This is a genomic window from Macromonas bipunctata, from assembly GCF_002837135.1.
Classification (GTDB): domain Bacteria; phylum Pseudomonadota; class Gammaproteobacteria; order Burkholderiales; family Burkholderiaceae_C; genus Macromonas_A; species Macromonas_A bipunctata.
On record NZ_NWBQ01000058.1, the window covers coordinates 84,753 to 106,715 of the forward strand.

A 21,963-nucleotide genomic window follows, 5' to 3' on the forward strand; every position below is an offset into this window, starting at 1 on the left:
TGTTGGCGACGCTGGTCTTGATGCCTTCCATGAGCTGGCGCATCTGCTCGTCCCGTTCCTGCTGGCGCTGGGCGTGAGTCTGGTCGGCGTGCTGGGTTTGCGTCTGCAGTTGTGCGACAAGTTGCTTGGTCGTATCGCCCAGTTCTTTCATCATCTGCAGGGTGTGCGCGCTGGATTCAGCTTGCCCTCTGGACAGACTGTCTTTGAGTTGATCGACGAAAAGCCGCATCTGTTCGTTAGCCTCCATTTGGCGGGCCTGCATATTTTCCAGGGCCATGCCCAGCTTCTGCGCCATGGCATCTGCAGCACCTGAGCCTGCTTGCTGGATTTGCGTGGCAAGCTGTTCGAAGCGGTCTGATGTTGTGCGGATGGTGCCTGCGGTTTCGGCCAGCATCTCGTTCATGCCGCGCAGTTGCGACCCGAACATGTGTTCCATTTTTTCGGCAAAGCTGCCCAAGACATCGGTGAGCATTTTGTTGACCGCATCTCCCTGGCTTTGGCCAACGGCAGCCACGGCGCTGGAGATGCGTGTCAAGGGTTCGGTCAGGCTCTCGCTGAGGCTGGTCGTGATCGAGTGGCCCAGCTGCTGGCTGGTCGTGCTCATGGTTGCGATTTGCTGCTGCGTCAGCTCGGTCAGAACCTGTTTCAAGTCTGTGACCAGGGATTCCTTCATCTGCATTGCCTGGGTGGCGGAGGTTTCTGCTGCTTCGACCAGCCGTTGCAGGTACTCCTCCCCAGCCCCGGCGTCGAACAGCCCATCGATCAGAGCACAGAAATTTTCAAGTTCGCTGTATCGCTTGTTCAGGATGGACTTTTCCAGCCAGGTCGCGACCATGGCCAGCGCAATCGCTGTGCCAGAAACGATGAAGGCTCCGCCCACGCTTCCAATTAAACTTTGCAGGCTTTGCTGAGCAACTGTGGCGTCGGTGGATACCTGAAAGCCTTGCAAGCCCAGAATGAGGCCTGTAAATGTACCGATGATGCCCAAGCCGGTCAAAATGCCAGGCAAATGCTTGTAGAACTCTGTCCCCAGAGGGCCGTCCACCACCGTCTGTTCGGTAAAGAACATGTTGGCCATCGCGGTGGCACGCCAGCGGCTGACTTCCAGCGTGCCCATGGTATTGGGAGATTTTTGCCCGTGTAGCGTGTCGCGGTATTCGGCCCAGCCGTGGCGCAGTGCTGGGTTGAGCATCGCTTGTTGCTGGATGGCGTCGAGGTCAAGTACGTTACCCGCGCTTTTCCGTTGTTCCAGTTGTTTGAGGGCTTGTTGAAGTTCTGCACCAAGACGCTGCCCTGGTCTGAAAAAATTGGCATAGAAAAGCCATACAGCCCAAGCCAAAGGCACAAAGATGATCCAATGAAGGTATTCAAGTAGGGCAGAGGTCATGGATGTGGTGCGATTGGTATGGCTGAAGGCGTGCCTTGGTGGTGGCAAAATCTACAGGAAGCATGTAGATCAAAGTCAAAGATTCTAAACTCATCACCTACCTATGCAATTTTTGAATTAAGGTTTTCATGACTCGTGTCTCTGCTCCAAACAGCCCCCCGATCGTGCCCCACCTGTTCCAGCGTTACATCGGCGTCGATTACTCCGGCGCCCGGACGCCCGTCAGCGGTCTGACGGGGCTGCGCGTGTACGTGGCCACGGCTGGCGCGGCGGCGGTCGAGGTGGTGCCGCCGCCCGGTGGTACGCCCCGGCACTGGACGCGGCACGGCGTGGCGCACTGGCTGCAAGCGCGGTTGCGGGAGCCAGTGCCCACCATCGTCGGCATCGACCACGGCTTCTCGTTTCCGCTGCGCTACTTTGAGCAGCACCGGCTGGCGCTGGACTGGGACGCTTTCCTGCAGGATTTCCAGCACCACTGGCCCACCGCTGCCGACGCGGTGTCGGTGGAGGCGGTGCGGCGCGGGCAGGCGGGTGACGGCGCCGCGCGTGCGGGCAACGCCAAGTGGCGTCGCCTGGCCGAGCAGCGTTGTCGCGCCAAGTCGGTGTTCCACTTCGACTGCCTGGGCTCGGTGGCCAAGTCCACCCACGCCGGGTTGCCGTGGCTGTGGTGGTTGCGCCAGACCGCGGGGCCCACGCTGCACGTCTGGCCGTTCGATGGCTGGGCCGTGCCGCCCGGACGCCCGGTGCTGGCCGAGGCCTACCCGGCGCTGTACCGGCCGCACTGTCCGGTGGCGCCCGAGGGCCTCACGGGCGACCAGCACGACGCCTGGGCCATTGCCACCTGGTTGCGCCAGACCGATGTTGACGGGGCGCTGTCGGCGGAGCTGCAGCCCGATCTTGACTCCGAGGTGGCGTACGCTGCGCGGGTGGAGGGCTGGATCTTGGGCGTGGTGGCGTAGAGGCAAGCTCCAACGCCCCTGCGGGAGGCTTCAGCGCCGCCAGAAGTGCCCCGTAAACAGCACCAGCACGCTCAGCAGTTCCAGCCGCCCCAGCAGCATGGCAAAGCTGAGCACCCAGAGCTGAAAGCCATTAAGGCCGCCAAAGTTGCTGGCGGGGCCGACTTCGCCCAGGCCGGGGCCGATGTTGTTGACGGTGGCAATCACCGCCGAGAACGCGGTCACGATGTCCAGCCCCGACAACAGCAGCAAGAAGGTTAATCCCACCGTGGCTGCACCGTAGATCAGCATGAAGCCCAGCACCGCGTTCATCACCGAGGCGGGCAGCACCTCACCGCCCAGCGTGACGGGATTGACCACGCGCGGGTGGATGATGCGCACCAGTTCGCGCCGCGCCTGCTTGATGAGCAGCACCATGCGCACCATCTTGATGCCGCCGCCAGTGGAGCCCGCGCACGAGGCAAAGCAACCCAGAAACATCAGCAGCACCGGAATCAGGGTGGGCCACTGGGTGTAGTCGGTGGAGGCATAGCCGGTGGTGGTGGCCAGTGACACGACATGGAAGGCGCTGGCGCGCAGTGCGTCCGGAAAGTGGTCGTACACGCCATGCACGCCCAGCAGCACGGCCACCAGCAGCACCGACACCAGCAGCGTGCTCAGGTAGGTGCGGATTTCACGGTCGTGCGTGAGCGGGCGCAGCGACAGCGAGCGCAGCACGACAAAATAGCGCACAAAGCTGATGCCCGCCAGCGACATGAACACCACCGCCACCCACTCCAGTTGGGCGGAGTTCCAGTGGCCAAAACTGGCATCGTGCGACGACAACCCGCCCAGCCCCATGGTGGTACACATGTGCATGAAAGCGTCGGCCCAGCTCATGCCTGCCCAGCGGTAAGCCAACAGGCAGGCTGCCGAAAAGATGAAGTACACGCCCCACAAGCCGCGTGCGGTTTCGGCAATGCGGGGGGTGAACTTGGTGTCCTTCATCGGGCCGGGGGTTTCGGCCTTGTAGAGCTGCATGCCGCCCAGCCCCAGCAGCGGCAGCACCGCCACCACCAGCAGCATGATGCCCAGCCCGCCAATCAGTTGCAAAAAGCAACGCCAGATGTTGGCCGATACCGGCAGGTTGTCCAGCCCCGACAGTGCCGTGGCCCCGGTGGCGGTGAGCGCGCTCATGGCCTCGAAGTAGGCCACGCTGAGCCGGATGTCGGGCACGGTGAACAGCAGCGGCAGAGCGGCGTAGGCCGTCAGCACCACCCACACCAGGTTCACGAGCAGAAAGCCGTCACGCGCCACCAGTTCGCGCCGGTAGGCCCGCGTGCGCTGCCACAGCCACCAGCCGCTGCCAAAGGTGATGCCAAAGCTGGTGCTCCAGACCCACAGCAGCTCATGCCCGTCCTCGAACCACGCCCACGCCAGCGGCACCCAGAACGCGAAGGCAAACGCCATCAGGATACGTGCCAGCAAGGCCAGCACCGGCCCCCAGATCTCGGTCATGGTGTGTGGTGGGTTAGCCAAAGAAGGTGGCGCTGACCTGGAACAGTTTCTCCACCGCGCGCACCAGGCGCTTGTTGGGGATGAACACGATCAGGTGGTCGTTGCTCTCGATGACGGTGTGGTGGTGCGGCATCAGCACCTGGGCGTTGCGGCCCTCGCCGCGCACAATGGCACCGATGCGGGTGCCGGGTGGCCAGGGAACGTCCTCGACGCGCCGCCCCACCAGTTTGGAGGTCTTGGCGTCGCCGCGCGCAATGCCTTCCAGCGCCTCGGCGGTGCCCCGGCGCAGGCTGTGCACGGCCACCACGTCGCCCCGGCGCACGTGTGCCAGCAGTTCACCAATCACGGTCTGGGCGGGCGAGACGGCGATGTCGATGGTGCTGCCCTGCATCATGTCGGCGTAGGCGCGCCGGTTGATGAGCGACATGACGCGCCGTGCGCCCAGCCGTTTGGCCAGCATGGCGGCCAGGATGTTGTCCTCGTCGTCGTTGGTCAGGGCCACGAACAGGTCCATGTGGCCGACGTTCTCCTCTTCCAGCAGGTCTTCATCGACGCTGTTGCCGTGCAGCACCAGCATGCTTGACGGCAGCTGGCTGGCCAGGTACTCGCAGCGCTTGCGGTCCTGCTCCAGGATCTTGACCTCGCACTGGCCTACCAGGCTGCGCGCCAGCCGCAGGCCGACCTTGCCCCCGCCCGCAATCATCACGCGCTGCACCGGCTGGTCCATGCGGTGGATGGCGGCCAGCACGTACTGGATCTTGTCGGACGCGGCCAGCACGAACACCTCGTCGTCGGGCAGCACGCGGGCGGTCTTGATGGCCTCGACCTCGTGGTCCTGGCGGTACAGTGCCACCACGCGCATCTCGGCGGCTGGAAAGCGTTCCTTGAACTCGCCGATGGTGTGGCCCACCAGTGCGCCGCCGGTGGCCGCGCGCACCGCAATCAGGCAGACCCGGCCCTCGGCAAATTCCAGCACCTGCAGCGCCTCGGGGTAGTCGATGAGCTGCAGGATGTAGCGCATCACCGATTCCTCCGGGCAGATGACGCCATCGACCGCAAAGCCACCGCTCGACAGCAGCTCGTCGCCCTCGACGAATTCGGGCGAGCGCAGCCGCGCAATCGTCTTGGGCACCTGGAACACCTGGTGCGCCACCTTGCACACCACCAGGTTGGACTCGTCGGCGGCGGCGCAGGCGATCAGCATGTCGGCGTCCTTGGCCCCGGCCTCGCGCAGCACCGAGGGCTGGATGCCGTTGCCCACCACGCCGCGCAGGTCGAGCCGCTCTTCCAGCGCGCGCAGTTTTTCGGGGTCCTGGTCGATGACGGTGATGTCGTTCTGTTCCGACACCAGGTTCTCGGCCACGCTCTCGCCCACGCGGCCAGCGCCAAAGATGATGATTTTCATGGCGGTGTGGGCGCGCCCGGCGTGTGCCTGGCCCGCCGCTGGAGGAATTACTGGATCTTGGCCTTGGCGCGCAGTTTTTCCTGGAAGTCCATCAGCTTTTGCTGCTGCAGGTTCTGCTGGATTTGCGGCTTGATATCGGCCAGCGCGGGCAGCTTGGCGTCGCGCACGTCATCGACGCGGATGATGTGCCAGCCAAAGTTGCTCTTGACCGGGGCCGTGGTCAGCTGGCCCTTGCCGAGCTTGCGCATGGCGTTGGCAAACTCGGGCACAAAGCTGTCGGGGCTGGCCCAGTCCAGGTCGCCACCGTTGGCGCCGGAGCCGGGATCCTTGGAGCGTTGCTTGGCCAGGTCCTCGAACTTCTCGCCCTGTTGCAGTGCGGCGAGGATGGCCTTGGCCTCGTCTTCCTTCTCGACCAGGATGTGGCGGGCGCGGAATTCCTTGCCGCCGTTTTCGGCCACAAACTTGTCGTACTCGGCCTGGATGTCGGCGTCGGTGACGGGGTGCTTGCGCTGTTGGTCGGCAAACAGTTCGCGGATCAGCAGGGTTTGCGAGGCCAGCTCCATTTGCTGGCGGTACTCGGTCGCGGTCTTGAGGCCACGGCGTTCGGCCTCCTGCGCAAAGATCTCGCGCGCAATCACTTCTTCCTTGAGCTCGGCCTTGGCGGCGTCGTCCACCGGGCGGCCAGCGCGTTCGAGCTGTTGTGCCAGCGCGTTGAGGCGGGTGGAGGGCACCGGCTTGCCATTGACGATGGCAATGTTTTGCGCCCAGGCGGCAGCGGGCACGATCAGGGTGGTGGCCAGGGCCACGGCGGTCACAACGTGTTTCATGGAGATGAGCAAAAAGGCGAGGCGGTAACGGGAAGTTCAGCGTTGGATCTCGATGGCCAGCGCGTGCAGGCCGGCGGCGATCCAGGGTTGCAGCGCATCATACACAACGCGGTGCGCGGCCACGCGGTTCAGGCCTTCAAAGCGCGGGCTGGCGATGCGCACCCGGAAGTGCGTGCCGTGGCCCAGGCCGTTGGCGCCAGCGTGGCCGGCGTGGGCGGCGCTTTCGTCCAGCACTTCGAGCTGGGTGGGGGCCAGGGCTTGAAGCAGCGCAGCGTGCAACGCGGCGCTGGTGGGCGGGGACAGGGTGTCGGAAGTGGTCATCGCTGGTGGTTGTCCTTGAGGTGCGGCGCAATGTAGAGCCCCTGGCCGACGATGAACGCCAGCGGGAAGGCGTAGCCCCAGAGCTTGAAGTTGACCCAGGCCTCGGTGGAGTAGTACGCGGCCACGTAGCCGTTGAGCGCGGCCATGAACACAAAGTAGCCGATCCAGATGTACGTCAGGCGGTGCCACACGGCATCGGGCAGGCGCAGTTGGCTGCTGAGCAGGGTTTGCAGCAGGTTTTTCTTCCAGCCCCACAACGCGGCGGCCAGCACCAGCGCCATGCTGGCGTAGAGCACGGTGGGTTTCCACTTGATGAAGCGGTCGTCTTGCAGCACCAGTGTCAACACACCAAACACCAGCACCAGCACCAGCGTGACTTTTTGCATGGTTTGCAGGCGGCGGTCGATGGCGTAGATGAGGCCGGTTTGCAGCACGGTGGCGGCCATCAGCACAGCGGTGCCAACGTAGATGTCGTACAGCTTGTACGCCCCCACAAACAATACGATGGGGAAGAAGTCGATCAGAAAGCGCATGGGGCGGGATTATCGCGGTTGGAAGTCCAGCGCCGCCGAGTTCATGCAGTAACGCAAGCCGGTGGGGGCGGGGCCGTCTTCAAACACGTGGCCCAGGTGGGCACCGCATTGGCTGCACACGGTTTCGACGCGCGTCATGCCGTGGCTGTGGTCCATCTTTTCGGTGATGGCTCCCGCAATGGCCTCAGAGAAACTGGGCCAGCCGCAGCCTGCATCGAATTTGGTGTCGGATTCAAACAGTTGCTGGCCACAGCAGATGCAGTGGTAACTGCCGTCGGCCCAGACGCGGTTGTATTTGCCGGTGAAGGGGCGTTCGGTGGCGGCGTGGCGTGTGACGAGGTAGGCTTGTGGCTCGACCCGCTCTGGCCCTTTGGCTTGCAGCAGTTCGCGCCATTGGGCATCGGTTTTTTCAATTGGGAAGGTCATGGCGGTGTGTCCTTGTATCGGTGTCAGGAGGAACAGCTGATGGCGATGTGTTGTGCCCAATTGGGGGGGGAGTCGGCCAAGTCGTCGTGATCCGGCAACGCATCGTAGGGCGTTTGCAAGGCGTGTTGCAAGCGGTGCAGCGGCGCAAAGTCGCCTTGTTGTGCGTGTTGGATCACGGTTTCGCCCAAATGGTTGCGCAAGACGAGGTGCGGGTTGGTGCGCAGCATCTGTTGCGCGGTGGTGCTGGCGCTGAAGTTCAGTTGGCGTTGCAGCCGGGCCTGCCAGCGTGGCAGCCAGGCATCGATGGCGCTGTGTTGAACAAACAGGTCGCGCACGCTGTCCAGCGCCGGTGCGGGTTCGCTGGTGCGGGCGGGTAGGGTGGCGGCGGCGTGGCTCAGGCGGCGGAAGAAGATGGTCATGTCCACCCGTTCGCGCGCCAGTGCCTGCATCAGGGCTTCGGTCAGGGCGGGGTCGTTGTCTTCGTGGTTGGACAGGCCCAGTTTGGCGTTCATGCGCCGTTGCAGGGCGGCCGGGAACTCGGTCTTGTACGGCTCCAGCGCGTCCAGGGCCTGCTGCTGGTCGTCCATCAGCGGCAGCAGGGCCTGGCCCAGGCAAAACAGGTTCCAGTACGCGACGTTGGGCTGGCGCGCGTAGGCGTAGCGGCCCTGGGTGTCGCTGTGGTTGCAGACGTGGTGCGGGTCAAAACCGTCCATGAATTGGAACGGGCCATAGTCCAGCGTCAAGCCCAGCACGCTCATGTTGTCGGTGTTCATCACGCCGTGGCAAAACCCCACGGCCTGCCAGTGCGCCACCAGTTCGGCGGTGCGGTGGGCCACGGCTTGCAGCAGCTGGGCGTAGGGGTTGCCGTCCGTGTGGCGGCATTCGGGGTAAAAGTGGTCGATGACGAAATCGGCCAGCGCGCGCAGTTCGGTGTGTTGGCCCCGGTGCGAGAAGTGTTCAAAGTGGCCAAAGCGGATGAAGTTGGGCGCGGCGCGCGTGACGACGGCGGCGGTTTCCACCGTCTCGCGTTGCACCTTGGCGGTGGAGCCGGTCAAGCACAGCGCGCGGGTGGTGGGTACACCCAGCGCGTGCATGGCCTCGCTGGCCAAAAATTCGCGGATGGAGCTGCGCAGCACCGCGCGGCCATCGCCCATGCGGGAGTAGGGGGTGCGGCCTGCGCCCTTGAGCTGGATTTCCCAGCGCGCGTGGGCTGTGTCGGGGTGAGCGGTGGGCAGTTCGCCCAAAAACAGCGCCCGGCCATCGCCGAGCTGGCCCGCCCAATGGCCAAACTGGTGGCCGCTGTACACGCTGGCCAGCGGGCGCATGCCGGGCAGTACGCGGTTGCCGCTGAAGGTGTGCAGGGCTTCTTCGCTGCGCAGCCATTCCTCGTCCAGCCCCAGTTCACGCGCCAGCGGGCGGCTGTGGGCGATCCAGTGTGGTGCGGGCAGTGGGGTGGGGGGGAGTTCGGTGTAAAACGCCGGGCCCAGGCGTGCAAAGCGGTGGCCCCAATCGGTGGGTGCAGACATGGGGCCGATTGTGCTGGAACCGCCTTGTACCTGCGTGCCGTCGGGGTTTGGGTGTGCAGGTACAAGGCTGGTATCCAGCCAAACTCAGGCGAGCCAGCCTGGGGTGCGCTTGTCCAGGAAGGCGGCGATGCCGTCTTTGGCTTCGGGTGTGGCGCGCAGGTGGGCAATGCGCTGCGCGGTGCCTTCCACCACGGCGTCGTTGATGGGTTGGTTGGCCACGGCGCGGATCAAGTCCTTGGCCGCTGCCTGGGCCTTGGGGCCGCCTTGCACCAGTGCATCGACAATTTCTTGCACTTTGGCGTCCAGCGCCTCGGGTTCCACCACCTCGTGCAGCAGGCCGATCTCGTAAGCGCGTTGGGCGCTGAGGCGTTCGGCGGATTGGAAATAGCGGTAGGCGTGGCGCGCACCGATCGCGCGGATGACGTAGGGGCTGATGGCCGAGGGGATGATGCCGAACTTGACCTCGGAGGTGGCAAACACGGCCTTGGTGCTGGCCACAGCGATGTCGCAGGCGGCCGTCAGGCCAGTGCCGCCACCCAGTGCCGCACCTTGCACGCGCGCGATGGTGGGTTTTGTCATCTCGGCCAGCGCGCGCAGCATGTTGGCGAGCGCACGGGCATCGGTCAGGTTGTCTTCGGTGCCGTTGTTGGCGGCGCGTTTCATCCAGTTGAGGTCGGCACCGGCGGAAAAGCTCTTGCCCCGGCCCGCCAGCACCACCACGCGCACGTCGTCGTTGGCATCGAGGGCGTGGCAGGCCTGTGTCAGCTCTGTGATCAAAATGTCGTCAAAGGCGTTGTGAACGTCCGGGCGGTTCATCCAGATGGTGGCGACGCGGTGTGCAATTTCAATTTCCAGGGTCTGGTACATGGGCAATACGGTGTAAAAGTGAAGAAAAATCGGGGGCAAGGTGGCGGTGCGGTGCGCGCAGCTGCCATCATCCCACAATCGGTTGGATTCTATTGTTACGATTCTGGCCCATTTTTCAAGAATTTTGTGTTGCTTCACGTGTTTGACCCCATCCAACAGCGTCTGGACGAGTTCCGCCAGCAAAGCCGCATGCAGGCCGGCTCCCTCATCATCACCGCGTTTGGCGACGCGGTGCTGCCCCGTGGCGGGCGCCTGTGGCTGGGCAGTCTGATCCGGCTGCTGGAGCCGCTGGGCATCAACGAGCGCCTGGTGCGCACCACTGTGTTCCGGCTGGTCAAGGACGAATGGCTGTGCAGCGAGGCCCAGGGCCGGCGCACCGACTACATGCTCACGCTGGCCGGGCGGCGCCGTTTCGAGGAAGCCGCGCGCCAGATCTACGCCGCCAACGCGCCGCAGTGGGACCGCCGCTGGCGCCTGGTGCTGGTGCTGCGCGAGCTGGAGCCGCGCCAGCGCGAACGCCTGCGCCGCGCGCTGTTCTGGCAGGGCTTTGGCGAGCTGGACGGCAGCTACTTCGTCCACCCCAGCGCCGATTTGCGCACCGCGTTCGACGCTCTCATCACCGACGGCATGGGCGAGCTGCGCACCGCGCTGATGCCGCTGCTGGCGGCCAACCCGCACTTTGGCCTGTCGGCCAGCGACGCCGACATCGTGCAGCGCGCCTGGAACCTGGAGCAGCTGGCCACCAGCTACACCGAGTTCTTTGCCCGCTACCACCCCATCGTCAAGGCGCTGCAGCAGGACGTGCACGGCGCGCTGGCCGACGAGAACGCCTGGCTGCTGCGCACGCTGCTGATTCACGATTACCGCCGCCTGCTGCTGCGCGACCCCGAGCTGCCCGAGGTGCTGCTGCCCAGCGCCTGGCCCGGCCACCAGGCGCGCCTGCTGTGCAAGGAAATCTACCATCGGTTATTGTTGCCCTCAGAGCGCCACCTGGACGCGCACCTGCACCTGGCCAACGGCCAGACGCCCATGCCCGGCCCCATGCTGGCCCAGCGTTTCGAGGCGCTGGATCCGCTGCTGGCGCCCGTGTTGGTGTAATTTCGGCGTCAGGGTTTTCCCGGGGTATTTTTTCTTCAAGACGTGATACAGTTTCGGAACTGAAACAAATTTTTCTGTGTTACTTCAACCGGAACCAGACATGTCGCATCCCTTGTTTGAAAAACACCGTGCCACGCTCGATGGCGCCCTGAAAGCCATCGCTACCCGTGGTTACTGGTCGCCCTACAGCGAGATGCCCAGCCCCAAGGTCTATGGTGAGACCGCCGCCGCCGACGGCAAGGCCGCGTTCGACGCCCACCTGGGCCAGAACTTTGAACTGAACCAGCCCGGCCAGACCGGCTGGATTGGCGGTGAAGCGTCGCCCTACGGCGTGGCGCTCAACGTCAAGTACCCCCAGTGTGACCACGAGGCCCTGTTGGCTGCCGCCCAATCCGCCATGCAAGGCTGGCAAGCGGTGGGTGCCGAAGGCCGCACCGGCATTTGCCTGGAAATGCTGGATCGCCTGCACAAGCAAAGCTTCGAGATTGCCCACGCCGTGATGCTGACCACCGGCCAAGGTTGGATGATGGCGTTCCAAGCCGGTTCGCCGCACGCCCAAGACCGTGGCTTGGAATCGGTGGCCTACGCCTGGCGCGAACAAAGTTTCGTCCCGGCTGAAGCCACCTGGGAAAAGCCCCAAGGCAAGAACCCGCCGCTGGTGATGAAAAAGCACTTCGAGCTGGTGGGCCGTGGCGTGGGTCTGGTGGTTGGTTGCGGCACTTTCCCGACTTGGAACACCTACCCGGGCCTGTTCGCCACCCTGGCCACCGGCAACGCCGTCATCGTCAAGCCGCACAGCAACGCCGTGCTGCCCGCCGCCATCACCGTGCGCACCCTGCGCGCCGTGCTGGCCGAAAACGGCATCGACCCCAACCTGGTGACGCTGTGCGTGACCGACGACCGTGCCGTGACCCAAGCACTGGCCAAGCATCCCGCCATCAAGTCGGTGGACTTCACGGGCAGCAACGTGTTTGGCCAATGGCTGATCGACAACTGCAAACAAGCGCAGGTGTACGCCGAACTGGCCGGTGTCAACAACATCGTCATCGACTCCACCAACGCCTACAAAGCGATGCTGGGCAACTTGGCGTTCACGCTGTCGCTGTACTCCGGCCAGATGTGTACCACGTCGCAAGCCATCATCGTACCTGCTGGCGGTATCGACACCGACGAAGGCCACAAGAGCTACGACGACGTGTGCAACGACCTCGCCGCCGCGATCCAGAAGTTCCTGGGCAAGCCCGAAGTCGCCTTTGCCGTGCTGGGGGCCATGCAATCCACCGCCACCGCCGAGCGCGTGGAACTGGCCAACAGCGGCAAGCTGGGCCGCGTGGTGCTGGCTTCCAACAAGTTGAGCAACCCCGACTTCCCCGGTGCCGACGTGCGTACCCCCGTGCTGTTGGCGGTGGACGCTGCCGACGAAGCCGCTTACATGGAAGAGCGTTTCGGCCCGATCAGCTTTGTGGTCAAGGCCGCCGACACCGCCGCTGCCATCGCTTTGTCCGAGCGCATCGTCAACACCCACGGTGCGCTGACGGTGGGCCTGTATTCCAGCAAGGATGAAGTGATCGAGGCTATGACCGCTGCCACTTGGCGCGGCAAAGTGGCGTTGTCCATCAACCTGACCAGCAGCGTGTTCGTCAACCAGTCCGCCGCGTTCTCCGACTACCACGGCACGGGTGGCAACCCGGCGGCCAACGCCTCTTACGCCGATTCGGCGTTTGTGGCCAACCGCTTCCGTGTGGTGCAACGCCGCTACCACGTTTAAGCCCCAGCACGCAGGATTGAGACACGTTATGGCTTACCAGCACATTCTGTTCGACATCAGCGACAACGGCGTGGCCCGCCTGACGCTGAACCGGCCCGACAAGATGAACAGCTTCAACGCCGAGATGCACGCCGAAGTGCGCGACGCGTTGGACCACATCCAAAGCAACCTGGCCGTGCGTGTGCTGGTGCTTACCGGTGCGGGCCGTGGCTTCTGCGCTGGCCAAGATTTGGCCGATGCCGAAGTGCGCTTTGTGCCCGGTGAAGGCACGCCGCCCGACCTGGGCGACGTGGTCGAGCGCCACTACAAGCCCTTGGTCCTGCGTCTGGCCCAGCTGCGCGTGCCCACCATCGCCGCCGTCAACGGCATGGCAGCGGGGGCAGGTGCCAGTCTGGCCTTGGCTTGCGACATGGTGCTGGCCACGCAATCGGCCGGTTTCATGCTGCCGTTTGCCAAGATTGGGCTGATCCCCGACACCGCCTGTTCCTGGATCGTGACGCAACGCCTGGGTCATGCCCGTGCGATGGGTTTGGCGCTGACTGGCCAAAAGCTGTCCGCCGCCAAGGCCGCCGAATGGGGCCTGATTTGGGAAGCCGTGGCCGACGATGCCTTTGCCGACAGCGTGAACGCCCTGGCCGCGCAATTGGCCACCATGCCGACCAAGGCGCTGGTGCGCACCCGCCAAGCCATGTTGGCCAGTTACAGCAACACGCTGGAGCAGCAACTCACGCTCGAAGCCATGATGATGCGCGAACTGGGCCGCAGCGCCGACTACGTGGAGGGCGTGAGTGCCTTCTTGGGCAAGCGCGCGCCGCAATTCACCGGCCAGTGAGCCTACGGATACCGCCATGACCGACTCCACCACCGTCCCCACCGATCCGCAGCAATTGGCCCAAGCCGTGGCCAACGCCATGTGGTCGCGCGACAACGCCACCAACGCCCTGGGCATGGAGATCCTGGCCATCGGGCCGGGCAGTGCCACCATCGCCATGCCGGTGCGTACCGACATGCTCAATGGCCACCACATGTGCCACGGTGGCTACATCTTCACGCTGGCCGACAGCGCCTTTGCCTACGCCTGCAACAGCTACAACCAAAACACCGTGGCTTCGGCTTGCCACATCGACTTTCTGGCCCCCGCCCGCTTGGGTGACGTGCTGGAAGCCGAAGCGGTCGAACGTTCTGCCGCTGGGCGCACTGGGGTGTACGACATCACCGTGCGCGTGCGTGGCGGCAAAACCGTGGCGCTGTTCCGGGGCAAGAGCTACCGCATTCAGGGCGAAGTGATTGCCGGTCTGGCCCAAGCCTGACTCCGCTCAAAAAATCGACACATCTCCCAGAGGAAAACATTATGACCGTCAAGAAACCCCTGCCCGGTGATCTGGAGCCCATCGAAACCGCCAGCCGCGAGGAAATCTCCGCACTGCAACTCGAACGCCTGAAGTGGTCGGTGCGCCACACCTACGACAACGTGGCCCCGTACCGCGAGAAGTGCATCGCCAAGGGCGTACACCCGGACGATTTGCACACGCTGGCCGACCTGGCCAAGTTCCCGTTCATGACCAAGCTGGACTTGCGCGACCACTACCCGTTTGGCCTGTTTGCCGTGCCGCGTGAAAAAGTGGCCCGCCTGCACGCCTCCAGCGGCACCACCGGCAAGTCGGTGGTGGTGGGCTACACCCAGAACGACCTCAACAACTGGGCCGACCTGATTGCCCGCTCGCTGCGCGCCGCTGGCGTGCGCGCTGGCGACATGGTGCAAAACTCCTACGGTTACGGCATGTTCACCGGCGGTTTGGGTGCCCACTACGGTATTGAGCGCGCCGGTTGCACCGTGGTGCCCATGTCTGGTGGCCAGACCGAAAAGCAAGTCCAGCAAATCATGGACTTCAAGCCCGATGCCATCATGGTCACGCCGTCGTACTCGCTGGTGATTGCCGAAGAGTTCGAGCGCCAAGGCATCAAGCCGGAAGACATTTCCCTCAAGGTCGGTATCTTTGGTGCCGAGCCGTGGGGCGAGGGCATGCGCGCCGAAATCGAGCGCAAGCTGGGCATCGATGCCATCGACATCTACGGCCTGACCGAAGTGATGGGCCCCGGCGTGGCGTGCGAGTGCATTGAAACCAAAGACGGCCCGGTGATCTGGGAAGACCACTTCTACCCCGAAATCATCGACCCCGAAACCGGCGAAGTGCTGCCCGATGGCTCCGAAGGCGAGCTGGTGTTCACCTCGTTGACCAAGGAAGCCTTCCCCGTCATCCGCTACCGCACCCGCGACCTGACCAAGCTGCTGCCGCCCACGGCGCGCTCGTTCCGCCGCATTGGCAAGATCACCGGTCGTTCCGACGACATGCTGATCGTGCGCGGTGTCAACGTGTTCCCGACCCAGATCGAAGAGCAGATCCTGCGCGACAAGCGTCTGGCCGGTGTCTACCAGATCCAGCTCAGCCGTGACGGCCACCTGGATTCCGTGGAAATCCGCTGCGAACTGCAGCGCGAGTTCTCGGGCCGCCTGGAAGCCGCCGAAGTGCAGCAGATTGCCAAAGAACTGCAACACCACATCAAGACCGTGATCGGCATCAGCACCAAGGTGTCGGTGCTGGACGCCGACAGCCTGCCGCGCACGCAAACCGGCAAGGCCCGCCGCGTGATCGACGACCGCCCGAAACAACTCTAAATCCAGGAGCCCCAGCATGAACCAGGCTTTTATTTGCGATGCCATTCGCACCCCGATTGGCCGCTACGGTGGCACCTTGGCCGCTGTGCGTGCCGACGATCTGGGCGCGGTGCCGCTCAAGGCGCTCATGGAGCGCAACCCCCAAGTGGACTGGGCGGCGGTCGAAGACATCATTTACGGCTGCGCCAACCAGGCCGGTGAAGACAACCGCAACGTAGCCCGCATGTCTGGCCTGCTGGCGGGTTTGCCGACCGAAGTGCCCGGCACCACCGTCAACCGCCTGTGCGGCTCCGGCATGGACGCTGTGGGCTTGGCCGCCCGTTCCATCAAGACCGGCGAAACCGATCTGATGATTGCCGGTGGCGTGGAAAGCATGAGCCGCGCTCCGTTCGTCATGCCCAAGGCCGACAGCGCGTTCAGCCGCAGCAACGCGGTGTACGACACCACCATCGGCTGGCGCTTTGTCAACCCGTTGATGAAGAAGCTGTACGAAACCCACTCCATGCCGCAAACGGCGGACAACGTGGCGGCCGACTTCAACATCAACCGCGCCGACCAAGACGCGTTTGCGCTGCGTTCGCAACAACGCTGGGCCGCTGCCAATGCCGCTGGCCGCTTTGCCGACGAACTGGTGCCCGTCACCATTGCGCGCAAGAAGGGCGATCCCCTCATCTTTACCACCGACGAACACCCGCGCCCCGAGACCACGCTGGAGATGCTGGCCAAGCTCAAGGGCGTCAACGGCCCCGACCTGAGCGTGACCGCTGGCAACGCCTCGGGCGTGAACGACGGTGCTTGCGCGCTGCTGCTGGCTTCCGAAGCCGCTGCCGCCCAGTACGGCCTGACCCCGCGTGCCCGTGTGGTCGGCATGGCCACCGCAGGTTTGGCCCCGCGCATCATGGGTTTTGGCCCGGCACCGGCGGTACGCAAGGTGTTGGCCAAAACCGGCCTGACACTGGACCAAATGGACGTGATCGAGCTCAACGAGGCCTTTGCCGCCCAGGCGCTGGCTGTGTTGCGCGATCTGGGCTTGTCGGACGACGAGGCCCGTGTCAACCCCAACGGCGGCGCCATTGCCATGGGCCACCCGCTGGGCATGAGTGGTGCCCGCCTGGTCACCACCGCCATGTACGAGCTGCACCGCCGGGGTGGCCGCTACGCGCTGTGCACCATGTGCATTGGCGTGGGGCAGGGCATTGCGATCGTGATCGAGCGCGTGTAAATTTTTTGTTCCGATTCCGTTTTCGTTAACCCAAACCGGGCTTGTGCCCCAAGGAGTTGTTCGATGTATACCCAATCCTTCAGCGTGCCGGACGACGCCGGCCAGAAGAACATCAAGGCCGTGCCGACCCTCGAGTCGCCCGAGCTGACCGCCAAGTTTGAAGCGCGCATCGCGGCCGATGGCCGCATCGAGCCGCAGGACTGGATGCCAGAGGCCTACCGCAAGACCCTGGTGCGCCAGATCAGCCAGCACGCGCACAGCGAAATCGTGGGCATGCTGCCCGAAGGCAACTGGATCAGCCGCGCGCCCAGCCTCAAGCGCAAAGCCATTCTGATTGCCAAGGTGCAAGACGAAGGCGGCCACGGCCAGTACCTGTATTCCGCTGCCGAAACCCTGGGCACCAGCCGCGCCGACATGCTCGACGCGCTGCACAGCGGCAAGGCCAAGTACAGCTCCATCTTCAACTACCCGACCCTGAACTGGGCCGATGTGGGTGTGATTGGCTGGCTGGTGGACGGTGCCGCCATCATGAACCAGGTGCCGCTGTGCCGCTGCTCCTACGGCCCCTACGCCCGCGCCATGATCCGCGTGTGCAAGGAGGAGTCCTTCCACCAGCGCCAAGGCTACGAAGCCCTGCTGGTGATGATGAAGGGCACCGACGAGCAAAAAGCCATGGTGCAAGACGCCGTCAACCGCTACTGGTGGAAGTGCCTGGCCATGTTTGGCCCGCCGGACGCCGACAGCCAGCACAGCGACCAAGCCATGCGCTGGGGCATCAAGCGCATCAGCAACGACGACCTGCGCCAGAAGTTCATCGACGCCACCGTGCCGCAAGCCAAGGTGCTGGGCGTGACCCTGCCCGACCCGGACCTGAAGTGGAACGAGGAACGTGGCCACTACGACCACGGCCAGATCGACTGGGACGAGTTCTGGAGCACCGTCAACGGCAACGGCCCCTGCAACAAGGAACGCCTGGCCACCCGCGTGAAAGCGCACAACGGCGGCCAATGGGTGCGCGACGCCGCCCTGGCCCACGCCCGCAAGCAACAACAACGTGCCTTGAAGGAAGCAGCATGACCACCAACACCACCACCCCCGCCCTGAAAGACTGGCCCCTGTGGGAAGTCTTCGTCCGCAGCAAGCAAGGCCTTGAGCACAAGCACTGCGGCAGCCTGCACGCCTCTGACGCGCAGCACGCGCTGGAAATGGCTCGCGACATTTACACCCGCCGCCAAGAAGGCGTGAGCCTGTGGGTGATCCCGTCGTCCCAGATCACGGCCAGCAACCCCGACGACAAGGGCGAGCTGTTCGACCCGGCGGCCGACAAGATCTACCGCCACCCAACGTTCTACGAAATCCCGGAAGAAGTGGGGCACATGTAACATGAGCGCAACCGCCAACTACCTGCTGCACCTGGCCGACAACGCCGTGGTGCTGGGCCAGCGCAACGCCGAATGGTGTGGCCACGGCCCCGTGATCGAGGAAGACATTGCGCTGGCCAACGTCAGTCTGGATCTGATTGGCCAGGCCCGCATGCTGTACCAGCAGGCCGCCCAGGAAATCGGGGGCGATGCCACCGAGGACAAGCTGGCCTACTTCCGCGACGCGCCGGACTTTCGCAACTACACGCTGCTGGAACTGCCGCACCACAGCGCGCTGGTGGGCTACGCCAAGACCGATCTGGACTACGGTACCACCATCGTGCGCAACTTCCTGTACAGCGCCCTGATGGTGCTGGTGTGGGAAGCCCTGCAACAGTCCAAGGACGAACAGCTGGCCGCCATCGCCGCCAAGTCGCTCAAGGAAGTGCGCTACCACCTGCGCCACTCCCGCGACTGGCTGGTGCGCCTGGGTGACGGCACCGACGAGTCGCACGCCCGCGTGCAGGCCGCGCTGGACCACCTCATGCCCTACACCCAGGAGTTCTGGACGCCCAGCAATCTGGAAGCTGCGGCCGTGGCCGTCGGCGTGGGCGTGGACGTGACCACGCTCAAGGCCCAGTGGGACGCGATCGTGGACGACGCCTTGGCCGAGGCCACGCTCAAGCGTTCCTCCACCCAAGGTTACGTGACCCAGGGCAAGAACGGCCTGCACTCCGAGCATCTGAGCTTCCTGCTGTCCGAGATGCAAGGTCTGGCCCGCGCCCACCCCAACGCCAGCTGGTAAACCGCCATGAATGCCACCTCCACCCCCGCCGACGCGGTCCAGGCCGCCTGGGCCGCTTTGGAAACGCTGACCGACCCGGAGATCCCGGTGGTGTCGCTGCGTGAACTGGGCATTCTGCGCGATGTGCGCCAGGGCGCCGATGGGCTGGAGGTGGTCATCACCCCCACGTACAGCGGCTGCCCGGCCATGGGCCAGATCGAGGACGATGTGAACGCCATCCTGCAAGCCCACGGCCTGCCGGGCAAGGTCATCACCCAGCTCGCACCGGCCTGGACCACCGACTGGATGACCGAGGCCGCCAAGGAAAAACTGCGTGCGTATGGCATTGCGCCGCCGCACCGCACCTGTGGTGTCAGCCAGAGCCAGGAAAGCGTGGTGCGCTTTGTGCGCAAGTCGCCCACCGCCGACGAGCCGGTGGCGTGCCCGCACTGTGGCTCCGTGCACACCGTGGAAGCCTCGCACTTTGGCTCCACCGCCTGCAAAGCCTTGTACAAGTGTCTGGACTGCCAAGAGCCGTTCGACTATTTCAAGCCGTATTGACGAATTACCGGAGACAAACTGCATGTCTGCCCCCCGTTTTCATGAACTCAAGGTCAAGCGTGTCAGCCCGGAAGCGGCTGGCGCGGTGGCCATCACCTTTGATATCCCCGCCGACCTGCGCGAAGCCTTTACGTTCGAGCCCGGCCAGTTCCTGACCCTGCGCGCCCAGATCAACGGCCAGGACGTGCGCCGCAACTACTCCATCAGCAGCCCGCGCAGCCGTTTGGTCACGCAAGGCGAGATCGAGGTCGGCATCCGCCCGGTCGAAGGCGGCCTGTTCTCCAACTGGGCCGCGACCCAGGTCAAGGCCGGCGACACCATGAAGGTGATGACACCCGATGGCCGCTTCGTGGTCAAGAAGAAGCGCGCGCTGCACCGCGTGGGCTTTGCCGGTGGTTCGGGCATCACGCCCATCCTGTCGATTGCCGCCAGCACGCTCGAAGAGCAGCCCGAATCCAAGTTCACCCTGGTGTACGGCAACCGCAACATGGCCACCGTCATGTTCAACGAGGCGCTGCAAGACCTCAAGGATCGATACGCTGGCCGCTTCACCATGATCCACGTGCTGTCCAACCAGGCGCAGGAAGTGGACTTGCTGCAAGGCCTGGTCGATGGCGACAAGGTGCGCGCCATCGTCAACGCCCTGCTGCCCATCAAGAGCATGGACGAAGTGTTCATCTGCGGCCCGGAGCCGATGATGAACGCCGCCGAGAACACCCTGCTCGAGCTGGGTGCCCCGCGCGAGCGCGTGTACACCGAGCGCTTCACCGCCGCTACCCCGGTCGCTGCCACTCCGGCCGCTGCCGCTGCCGCCAGCGCCGCCGCCGCGGTCAAGACCGCCCCGTCCAACCGCACCATCCAACTGGTGGTGGTGCTGGACGGCAAGCAGCACGAAATGGCGATCGCCCCGGGCGAGCACGTGCTGGACGTGGCGCTGGACGCCGGTCTGGACTTGCCGTACTCGTGCAAGGCCGGCGTGTGCTGCACCTGCCGCGCCAAGGTGGTGCAGGGTTCGGCCACCATGGACAAGAACTACACGCTGGAAGCCGACGAAGTCAAGCAAGGCTTTGTGCTGACGTGCCAGGCGTGCGCCGCCACCGACAAACTGGTGGTCAGCTTCGACGAACGTTGATCCCGGCCTGACGGCCCGACGCGTTTAACATGGCCTGCCACAGCGCCGCTTCATGCGCCGTGGCAGGCCGTTTCGTTTCAAGGATATGCAAAAGATGACTACCACCTTCTCCAACGTTGGCATTGTGGGCGCCGGGGCCATGGGCCGTGGCATTGCCCAGATTGCGGCCCAGGCCGGCAGCACCGTGTGGCTGTACGACACCCAGCCCGCCGCCATTGAAGCCGCGTGCGGCCTGCTGGCCGACACCTGGGACAAACTCGCCGCCAAGGGCAAGCTCAGCGCCGAGCAGGTGCAAAGCTACACCAGCCGCCTGCGCAGCGCCAACACCCTGGCCGAGCTGGCCCCGTGCGACCTGGTGGTCGAGGCCATCGTGGAAAAGCTGGAAGTCAAGAAGGCCGTGTTTGGCGAGTTGGAAGGCATAGTGGGCGACAACGCGGTGCTGGTGACCAACACCTCCTCGCTGTCGGTGACGGCCATTGCCAATGGCCTCAAGCGCCCGCAGCAGTTTGCCGGTTTCCACTTCTTCAACCCCGTGCCGTTGATGAGGGTGGTGGAAGTGATTGCCGGCCTCAAGAGCAGCGCCGAGACCTGCCAGCGCCTGTATGCCTACGCCAAGGACATGGGCCACACCCCGGTGATGGCACAGGACACCCCCGGTTTCATCGTCAACCACGCAGGGCGTGGCTACAACACCGAAGCCCTGCGCATCATCGGTGAGAGCATCACCGACTTTGCCACTGTGGACCGCATTTTGCGCGACCAGATGGGCTTTCGCCTTGGGCCGTTCGAGCTGATGGACTTGACCGCGCTGGACGTGTCGCACCCGGTGATGGAATCCATCTACCACCAGTATTACCAGGAAGCGCGCTACCGCCCCAGCGTCATCACCGCGCAGCGTCTGGCCGGGGGCATTGTGGGCAAGAAAGTGGGCGAAGGTTTCTACCCCTACGTCGATGGCAAGGCCCAGGTGCCCGCCGAGCCGCCGGTGCCGACCGTGGCCAGCCTGCCGCCGGTGTGGGTGCCCGCCCGCGCCACCCGCCGCGCCGAGCTGTACCAGCTGCTCAAGGATCTGGGAGCCAAGATCGAAACCGGCCAGCAGCCGTCCGAGCAGGCACTGATCGTGGTGGCCCCGCTGGGCCACGATGTGACCACCGTTGCGGCGGTGGAACGCCTGGACGCGACCCGCACCGTGGGCATTGACATGCTGTTGCCCGATGCCGACGTGAAGCGCCGCGTGCTGGCCACCAACCCCGCCACCCGCGCCGACATGCGCGACGCCGCCCACGCCCTGTTTGCCCAGGACGGCAAGCCTGTCAGCGTGATCCGCGACAGCGGTGGCTTTGTGACCCAGCGCGTGGTGGCCACCATCGTCAACATTGCCACCGACATGTGCCAGCAAGGCGTGTGTACGCCCGAGGACTTGGAAATCGCCGTCAAGCTGGGCCTGGGCTACCCGATGGGGCCGCTGGCGATGGGCGACCGCATTGGCCCGACCAATGTGCTGGAGTGCCTGTTCAACTTGCAAACCGTGTACGGCGACATGCGCTACCGCCCATCGCCGTGGCTGCGCCGCCGGGGCGCGCTGGGCCTGAGCCTGATGCAGCAGGAAGGCTGA

The 21,963-nt window shown here is 64.5% G+C and carries 22 protein-coding genes; 13 read left to right on the plus strand and 9 right to left on the minus strand.

What is annotated here, in order from left to right:
• On the minus strand, positions 1 to 1,387 hold a 1,387-nt coding region (gene zorA / locus CON76_RS09435), incomplete at its 3' end, for an anti-phage ZorAB system protein ZorA (protein WP_169929023.1).
• A gap of 164 nt (positions 1,388 to 1,551) precedes the next feature.
• On the opposite strand from zorA, the gene CON76_RS09445 reads away from it, so the two are divergent.
• Positions 1,552 to 2,346, plus strand: a complete 795-nt coding sequence (locus CON76_RS09445) for a hypothetical protein (RefSeq protein WP_240592825.1) — start codon at positions 1,552 to 1,554, stop codon at positions 2,344 to 2,346.
• A 30-nt stretch (positions 2,347 to 2,376) separates the two neighbouring features.
• On the opposite strand, the gene CON76_RS09450 is transcribed toward CON76_RS09445, so the two are convergent.
• From CON76_RS09450 to CON76_RS09485, 8 genes are all read right to left on the minus strand, one after another.
• A complete protein-coding gene (locus tag CON76_RS09450; protein ID WP_101103101.1) occupies positions 2,377 to 3,840 on the minus strand; it encodes a TrkH family potassium uptake protein in 1,464 nt (487 codons plus the stop codon).
• Positions 3,841 to 3,853: 13 nt separating this feature from the next.
• Positions 3,854 to 5,245, minus strand: a complete 1,392-nt coding sequence (gene trkA / locus CON76_RS09455) for a Trk system potassium transporter TrkA (RefSeq protein ID WP_101103102.1) — start codon at positions 5,243 to 5,245, stop codon at positions 3,854 to 3,856.
• Between the two features lie 47 nt (positions 5,246 to 5,292).
• Positions 5,293 to 6,072 (minus strand): foldase protein PrsA, encoded by a 780-nt coding sequence (locus CON76_RS09460; protein ID WP_101103103.1) that lies wholly within the window; start codon positions 6,070 to 6,072, stop codon positions 5,293 to 5,295.
• 36 nt (positions 6,073 to 6,108) lie between these two features.
• Positions 6,109 to 6,393, minus strand: a complete 285-nt coding sequence (locus CON76_RS09465; protein ID WP_101103104.1) for a BolA family protein — start codon at positions 6,391 to 6,393, stop codon at positions 6,109 to 6,111.
• Entirely contained in the window at positions 6,390 to 6,926 is a 537-nt protein-coding gene (locus CON76_RS09470; protein ID WP_101103105.1) for a septation protein A, read from the minus strand. Before CON76_RS09470 ends, CON76_RS09465 begins: the two co-directional genes overlap by 4 nt.
• A gap of 9 nt (positions 6,927 to 6,935) precedes the next feature.
• Positions 6,936 to 7,352 (minus strand): peptide-methionine (R)-S-oxide reductase MsrB, encoded by a 417-nt coding sequence (msrB, locus tag CON76_RS09475; protein ID WP_101103106.1) that lies wholly within the window; start codon positions 7,350 to 7,352, stop codon positions 6,936 to 6,938.
• 23 nt (positions 7,353 to 7,375) lie between these two features.
• Positions 7,376 to 8,878: a protein adenylyltransferase SelO gene (locus CON76_RS09480; protein WP_101103107.1), complete on the minus strand. Its 1,503-nt coding sequence runs from the start codon at positions 8,876 to 8,878 to the stop codon at positions 7,376 to 7,378.
• A gap of 84 nt (positions 8,879 to 8,962) precedes the next feature.
• On the minus strand, positions 8,963 to 9,745 hold the full coding sequence (locus CON76_RS09485) for an enoyl-CoA hydratase/isomerase family protein (protein WP_101103108.1): 783 nt from the start codon (positions 9,743 to 9,745) through the stop codon (positions 8,963 to 8,965).
• A 138-nt stretch (positions 9,746 to 9,883) separates the two neighbouring features.
• On the opposite strand from CON76_RS09485, the gene paaX reads away from it, so the two are divergent.
• The 12 genes from paaX (at position 9,884) to CON76_RS09545 (ending at position 21,963) form a co-directional block, all read left to right on the plus strand.
• Positions 9,884 to 10,843 (plus strand): phenylacetic acid degradation operon negative regulatory protein PaaX, encoded by a 960-nt coding sequence (gene paaX / locus CON76_RS09490; protein WP_240592826.1) that lies wholly within the window; start codon positions 9,884 to 9,886, stop codon positions 10,841 to 10,843.
• Between the two features lie 100 nt (positions 10,844 to 10,943).
• The gene (gene paaN / locus CON76_RS09495; protein WP_101103109.1) at positions 10,944 to 12,611 is read left to right on the plus strand and encodes a phenylacetic acid degradation protein PaaN; all 1,668 of its coding nucleotides are present in this window, start codon (positions 10,944 to 10,946) and stop codon (positions 12,609 to 12,611) included.
• 28 nt (positions 12,612 to 12,639) lie between these two features.
• Positions 12,640 to 13,443: a 2-(1,2-epoxy-1,2-dihydrophenyl)acetyl-CoA isomerase PaaG gene (gene paaG, locus CON76_RS09500; protein ID WP_101103110.1), complete on the plus strand. Its 804-nt coding sequence runs from the start codon at positions 12,640 to 12,642 to the stop codon at positions 13,441 to 13,443.
• Positions 13,444 to 13,459: 16 nt separating this feature from the next.
• Complete coding sequence (gene paaI, locus CON76_RS09505; protein ID WP_101103111.1) at positions 13,460 to 13,921, plus strand: hydroxyphenylacetyl-CoA thioesterase PaaI; 462 nt, start codon at positions 13,460 to 13,462, stop codon at positions 13,919 to 13,921.
• Positions 13,922 to 13,962: 41 nt separating this feature from the next.
• A complete protein-coding gene (gene paaK / locus CON76_RS09510; RefSeq protein WP_101103112.1) occupies positions 13,963 to 15,288 on the plus strand; it encodes a phenylacetate--CoA ligase PaaK in 1,326 nt (441 codons plus the stop codon).
• A 16-nt stretch (positions 15,289 to 15,304) separates the two neighbouring features.
• Positions 15,305 to 16,510: a 3-oxoadipyl-CoA thiolase gene (pcaF, locus tag CON76_RS09515; protein WP_101103113.1), complete on the plus strand. Its 1,206-nt coding sequence runs from the start codon at positions 15,305 to 15,307 to the stop codon at positions 16,508 to 16,510.
• 63 nt (positions 16,511 to 16,573) lie between these two features.
• On the plus strand, positions 16,574 to 17,587 hold the full coding sequence (paaA, locus tag CON76_RS09520; protein WP_101103114.1) for a 1,2-phenylacetyl-CoA epoxidase subunit PaaA: 1,014 nt from the start codon (positions 16,574 to 16,576) through the stop codon (positions 17,585 to 17,587).
• The gene (gene paaB, locus CON76_RS09525) at positions 17,584 to 17,892 is read left to right on the plus strand and encodes a 1,2-phenylacetyl-CoA epoxidase subunit PaaB (protein WP_101103115.1); all 309 of its coding nucleotides are present in this window, start codon (positions 17,584 to 17,586) and stop codon (positions 17,890 to 17,892) included. The genes paaA and paaB overlap by 4 nt, the downstream gene beginning before the upstream one ends.
• A 1-nt stretch (position 17,893) precedes the next feature.
• Positions 17,894 to 18,676 (plus strand): 1,2-phenylacetyl-CoA epoxidase subunit PaaC, encoded by a 783-nt coding sequence (gene paaC / locus CON76_RS09530; RefSeq protein ID WP_101103116.1) that lies wholly within the window; start codon positions 17,894 to 17,896, stop codon positions 18,674 to 18,676.
• A gap of 6 nt (positions 18,677 to 18,682) precedes the next feature.
• On the plus strand, positions 18,683 to 19,216 hold the full coding sequence (paaD, locus tag CON76_RS09535) for a 1,2-phenylacetyl-CoA epoxidase subunit PaaD (RefSeq protein ID WP_101103117.1): 534 nt from the start codon (positions 18,683 to 18,685) through the stop codon (positions 19,214 to 19,216).
• Positions 19,217 to 19,238: 22 nt separating this feature from the next.
• The gene (locus CON76_RS09540) at positions 19,239 to 20,348 is read left to right on the plus strand and encodes a 2Fe-2S iron-sulfur cluster-binding protein (protein ID WP_101103118.1); all 1,110 of its coding nucleotides are present in this window, start codon (positions 19,239 to 19,241) and stop codon (positions 20,346 to 20,348) included.
• Positions 20,349 to 20,442: 94 nt separating this feature from the next.
• Positions 20,443 to 21,963, plus strand: a complete 1,521-nt coding sequence (locus CON76_RS09545; protein WP_101103136.1) for a 3-hydroxyacyl-CoA dehydrogenase — start codon at positions 20,443 to 20,445, stop codon at positions 21,961 to 21,963.

What these genes read in the sequence shown, in the direction of transcription:
- CON76_RS09450 (WP_101103101.1), bottom strand. Translation starts at nt 3,840, where the DNA reads ATGACCGAGATCTGGGGGCCGGTGCTGGCCTTGCTGGCACGTATCCTG.
- trkA (WP_101103102.1), bottom strand. Translation starts at nt 5,245, where the DNA reads ATGAAAATCATCATCTTTGGCGCTGGCCGCGTGGGCGAGAGCGTGGCC.
- CON76_RS09460 (WP_101103103.1), bottom strand. Translation starts at nt 6,072, where the DNA reads ATGAAACACGTTGTGACCGCCGTGGCCCTGGCCACCACCCTGATCGTG.
- CON76_RS09465 (WP_101103104.1), bottom strand. Translation starts at nt 6,393, where the DNA reads ATGACCACTTCCGACACCCTGTCCCCGCCCACCAGCGCCGCGTTGCAC.
- CON76_RS09470 (WP_101103105.1), bottom strand. Translation starts at nt 6,926, where the DNA reads ATGCGCTTTCTGATCGACTTCTTCCCCATCGTATTGTTTGTGGGGGCG.
- msrB (WP_101103106.1), bottom strand. Translation starts at nt 7,352, where the DNA reads ATGACCTTCCCAATTGAAAAAACCGATGCCCAATGGCGCGAACTGCTG.
- CON76_RS09480 (WP_101103107.1), bottom strand. Translation starts at nt 8,878, where the DNA reads ATGTCTGCACCCACCGATTGGGGCCACCGCTTTGCACGCCTGGGCCCG.
- CON76_RS09485 (WP_101103108.1), bottom strand. Translation starts at nt 9,745, where the DNA reads ATGTACCAGACCCTGGAAATTGAAATTGCACACCGCGTCGCCACCATC.
- paaN (WP_101103109.1), top strand. Translation starts at nt 10,944, where the DNA reads ATGTCGCATCCCTTGTTTGAAAAACACCGTGCCACGCTCGATGGCGCC.
- paaG (WP_101103110.1), top strand. Translation starts at nt 12,640, where the DNA reads ATGGCTTACCAGCACATTCTGTTCGACATCAGCGACAACGGCGTGGCC.
- paaI (WP_101103111.1), top strand. Translation starts at nt 13,460, where the DNA reads ATGACCGACTCCACCACCGTCCCCACCGATCCGCAGCAATTGGCCCAA.
- paaK (WP_101103112.1), top strand. Translation starts at nt 13,963, where the DNA reads ATGACCGTCAAGAAACCCCTGCCCGGTGATCTGGAGCCCATCGAAACC.
- pcaF (WP_101103113.1), top strand. Translation starts at nt 15,305, where the DNA reads ATGAACCAGGCTTTTATTTGCGATGCCATTCGCACCCCGATTGGCCGC.
- paaA (WP_101103114.1), top strand. Translation starts at nt 16,574, where the DNA reads ATGTATACCCAATCCTTCAGCGTGCCGGACGACGCCGGCCAGAAGAAC.
- paaB (WP_101103115.1), top strand. Translation starts at nt 17,584, where the DNA reads ATGACCACCAACACCACCACCCCCGCCCTGAAAGACTGGCCCCTGTGG.
- paaC (WP_101103116.1), top strand. Translation starts at nt 17,894, where the DNA reads ATGAGCGCAACCGCCAACTACCTGCTGCACCTGGCCGACAACGCCGTG.
- paaD (WP_101103117.1), top strand. Translation starts at nt 18,683, where the DNA reads ATGAATGCCACCTCCACCCCCGCCGACGCGGTCCAGGCCGCCTGGGCC.
- CON76_RS09540 (WP_101103118.1), top strand. Translation starts at nt 19,239, where the DNA reads ATGTCTGCCCCCCGTTTTCATGAACTCAAGGTCAAGCGTGTCAGCCCG.
- CON76_RS09545 (WP_101103136.1), top strand. Translation starts at nt 20,443, where the DNA reads ATGACTACCACCTTCTCCAACGTTGGCATTGTGGGCGCCGGGGCCATG.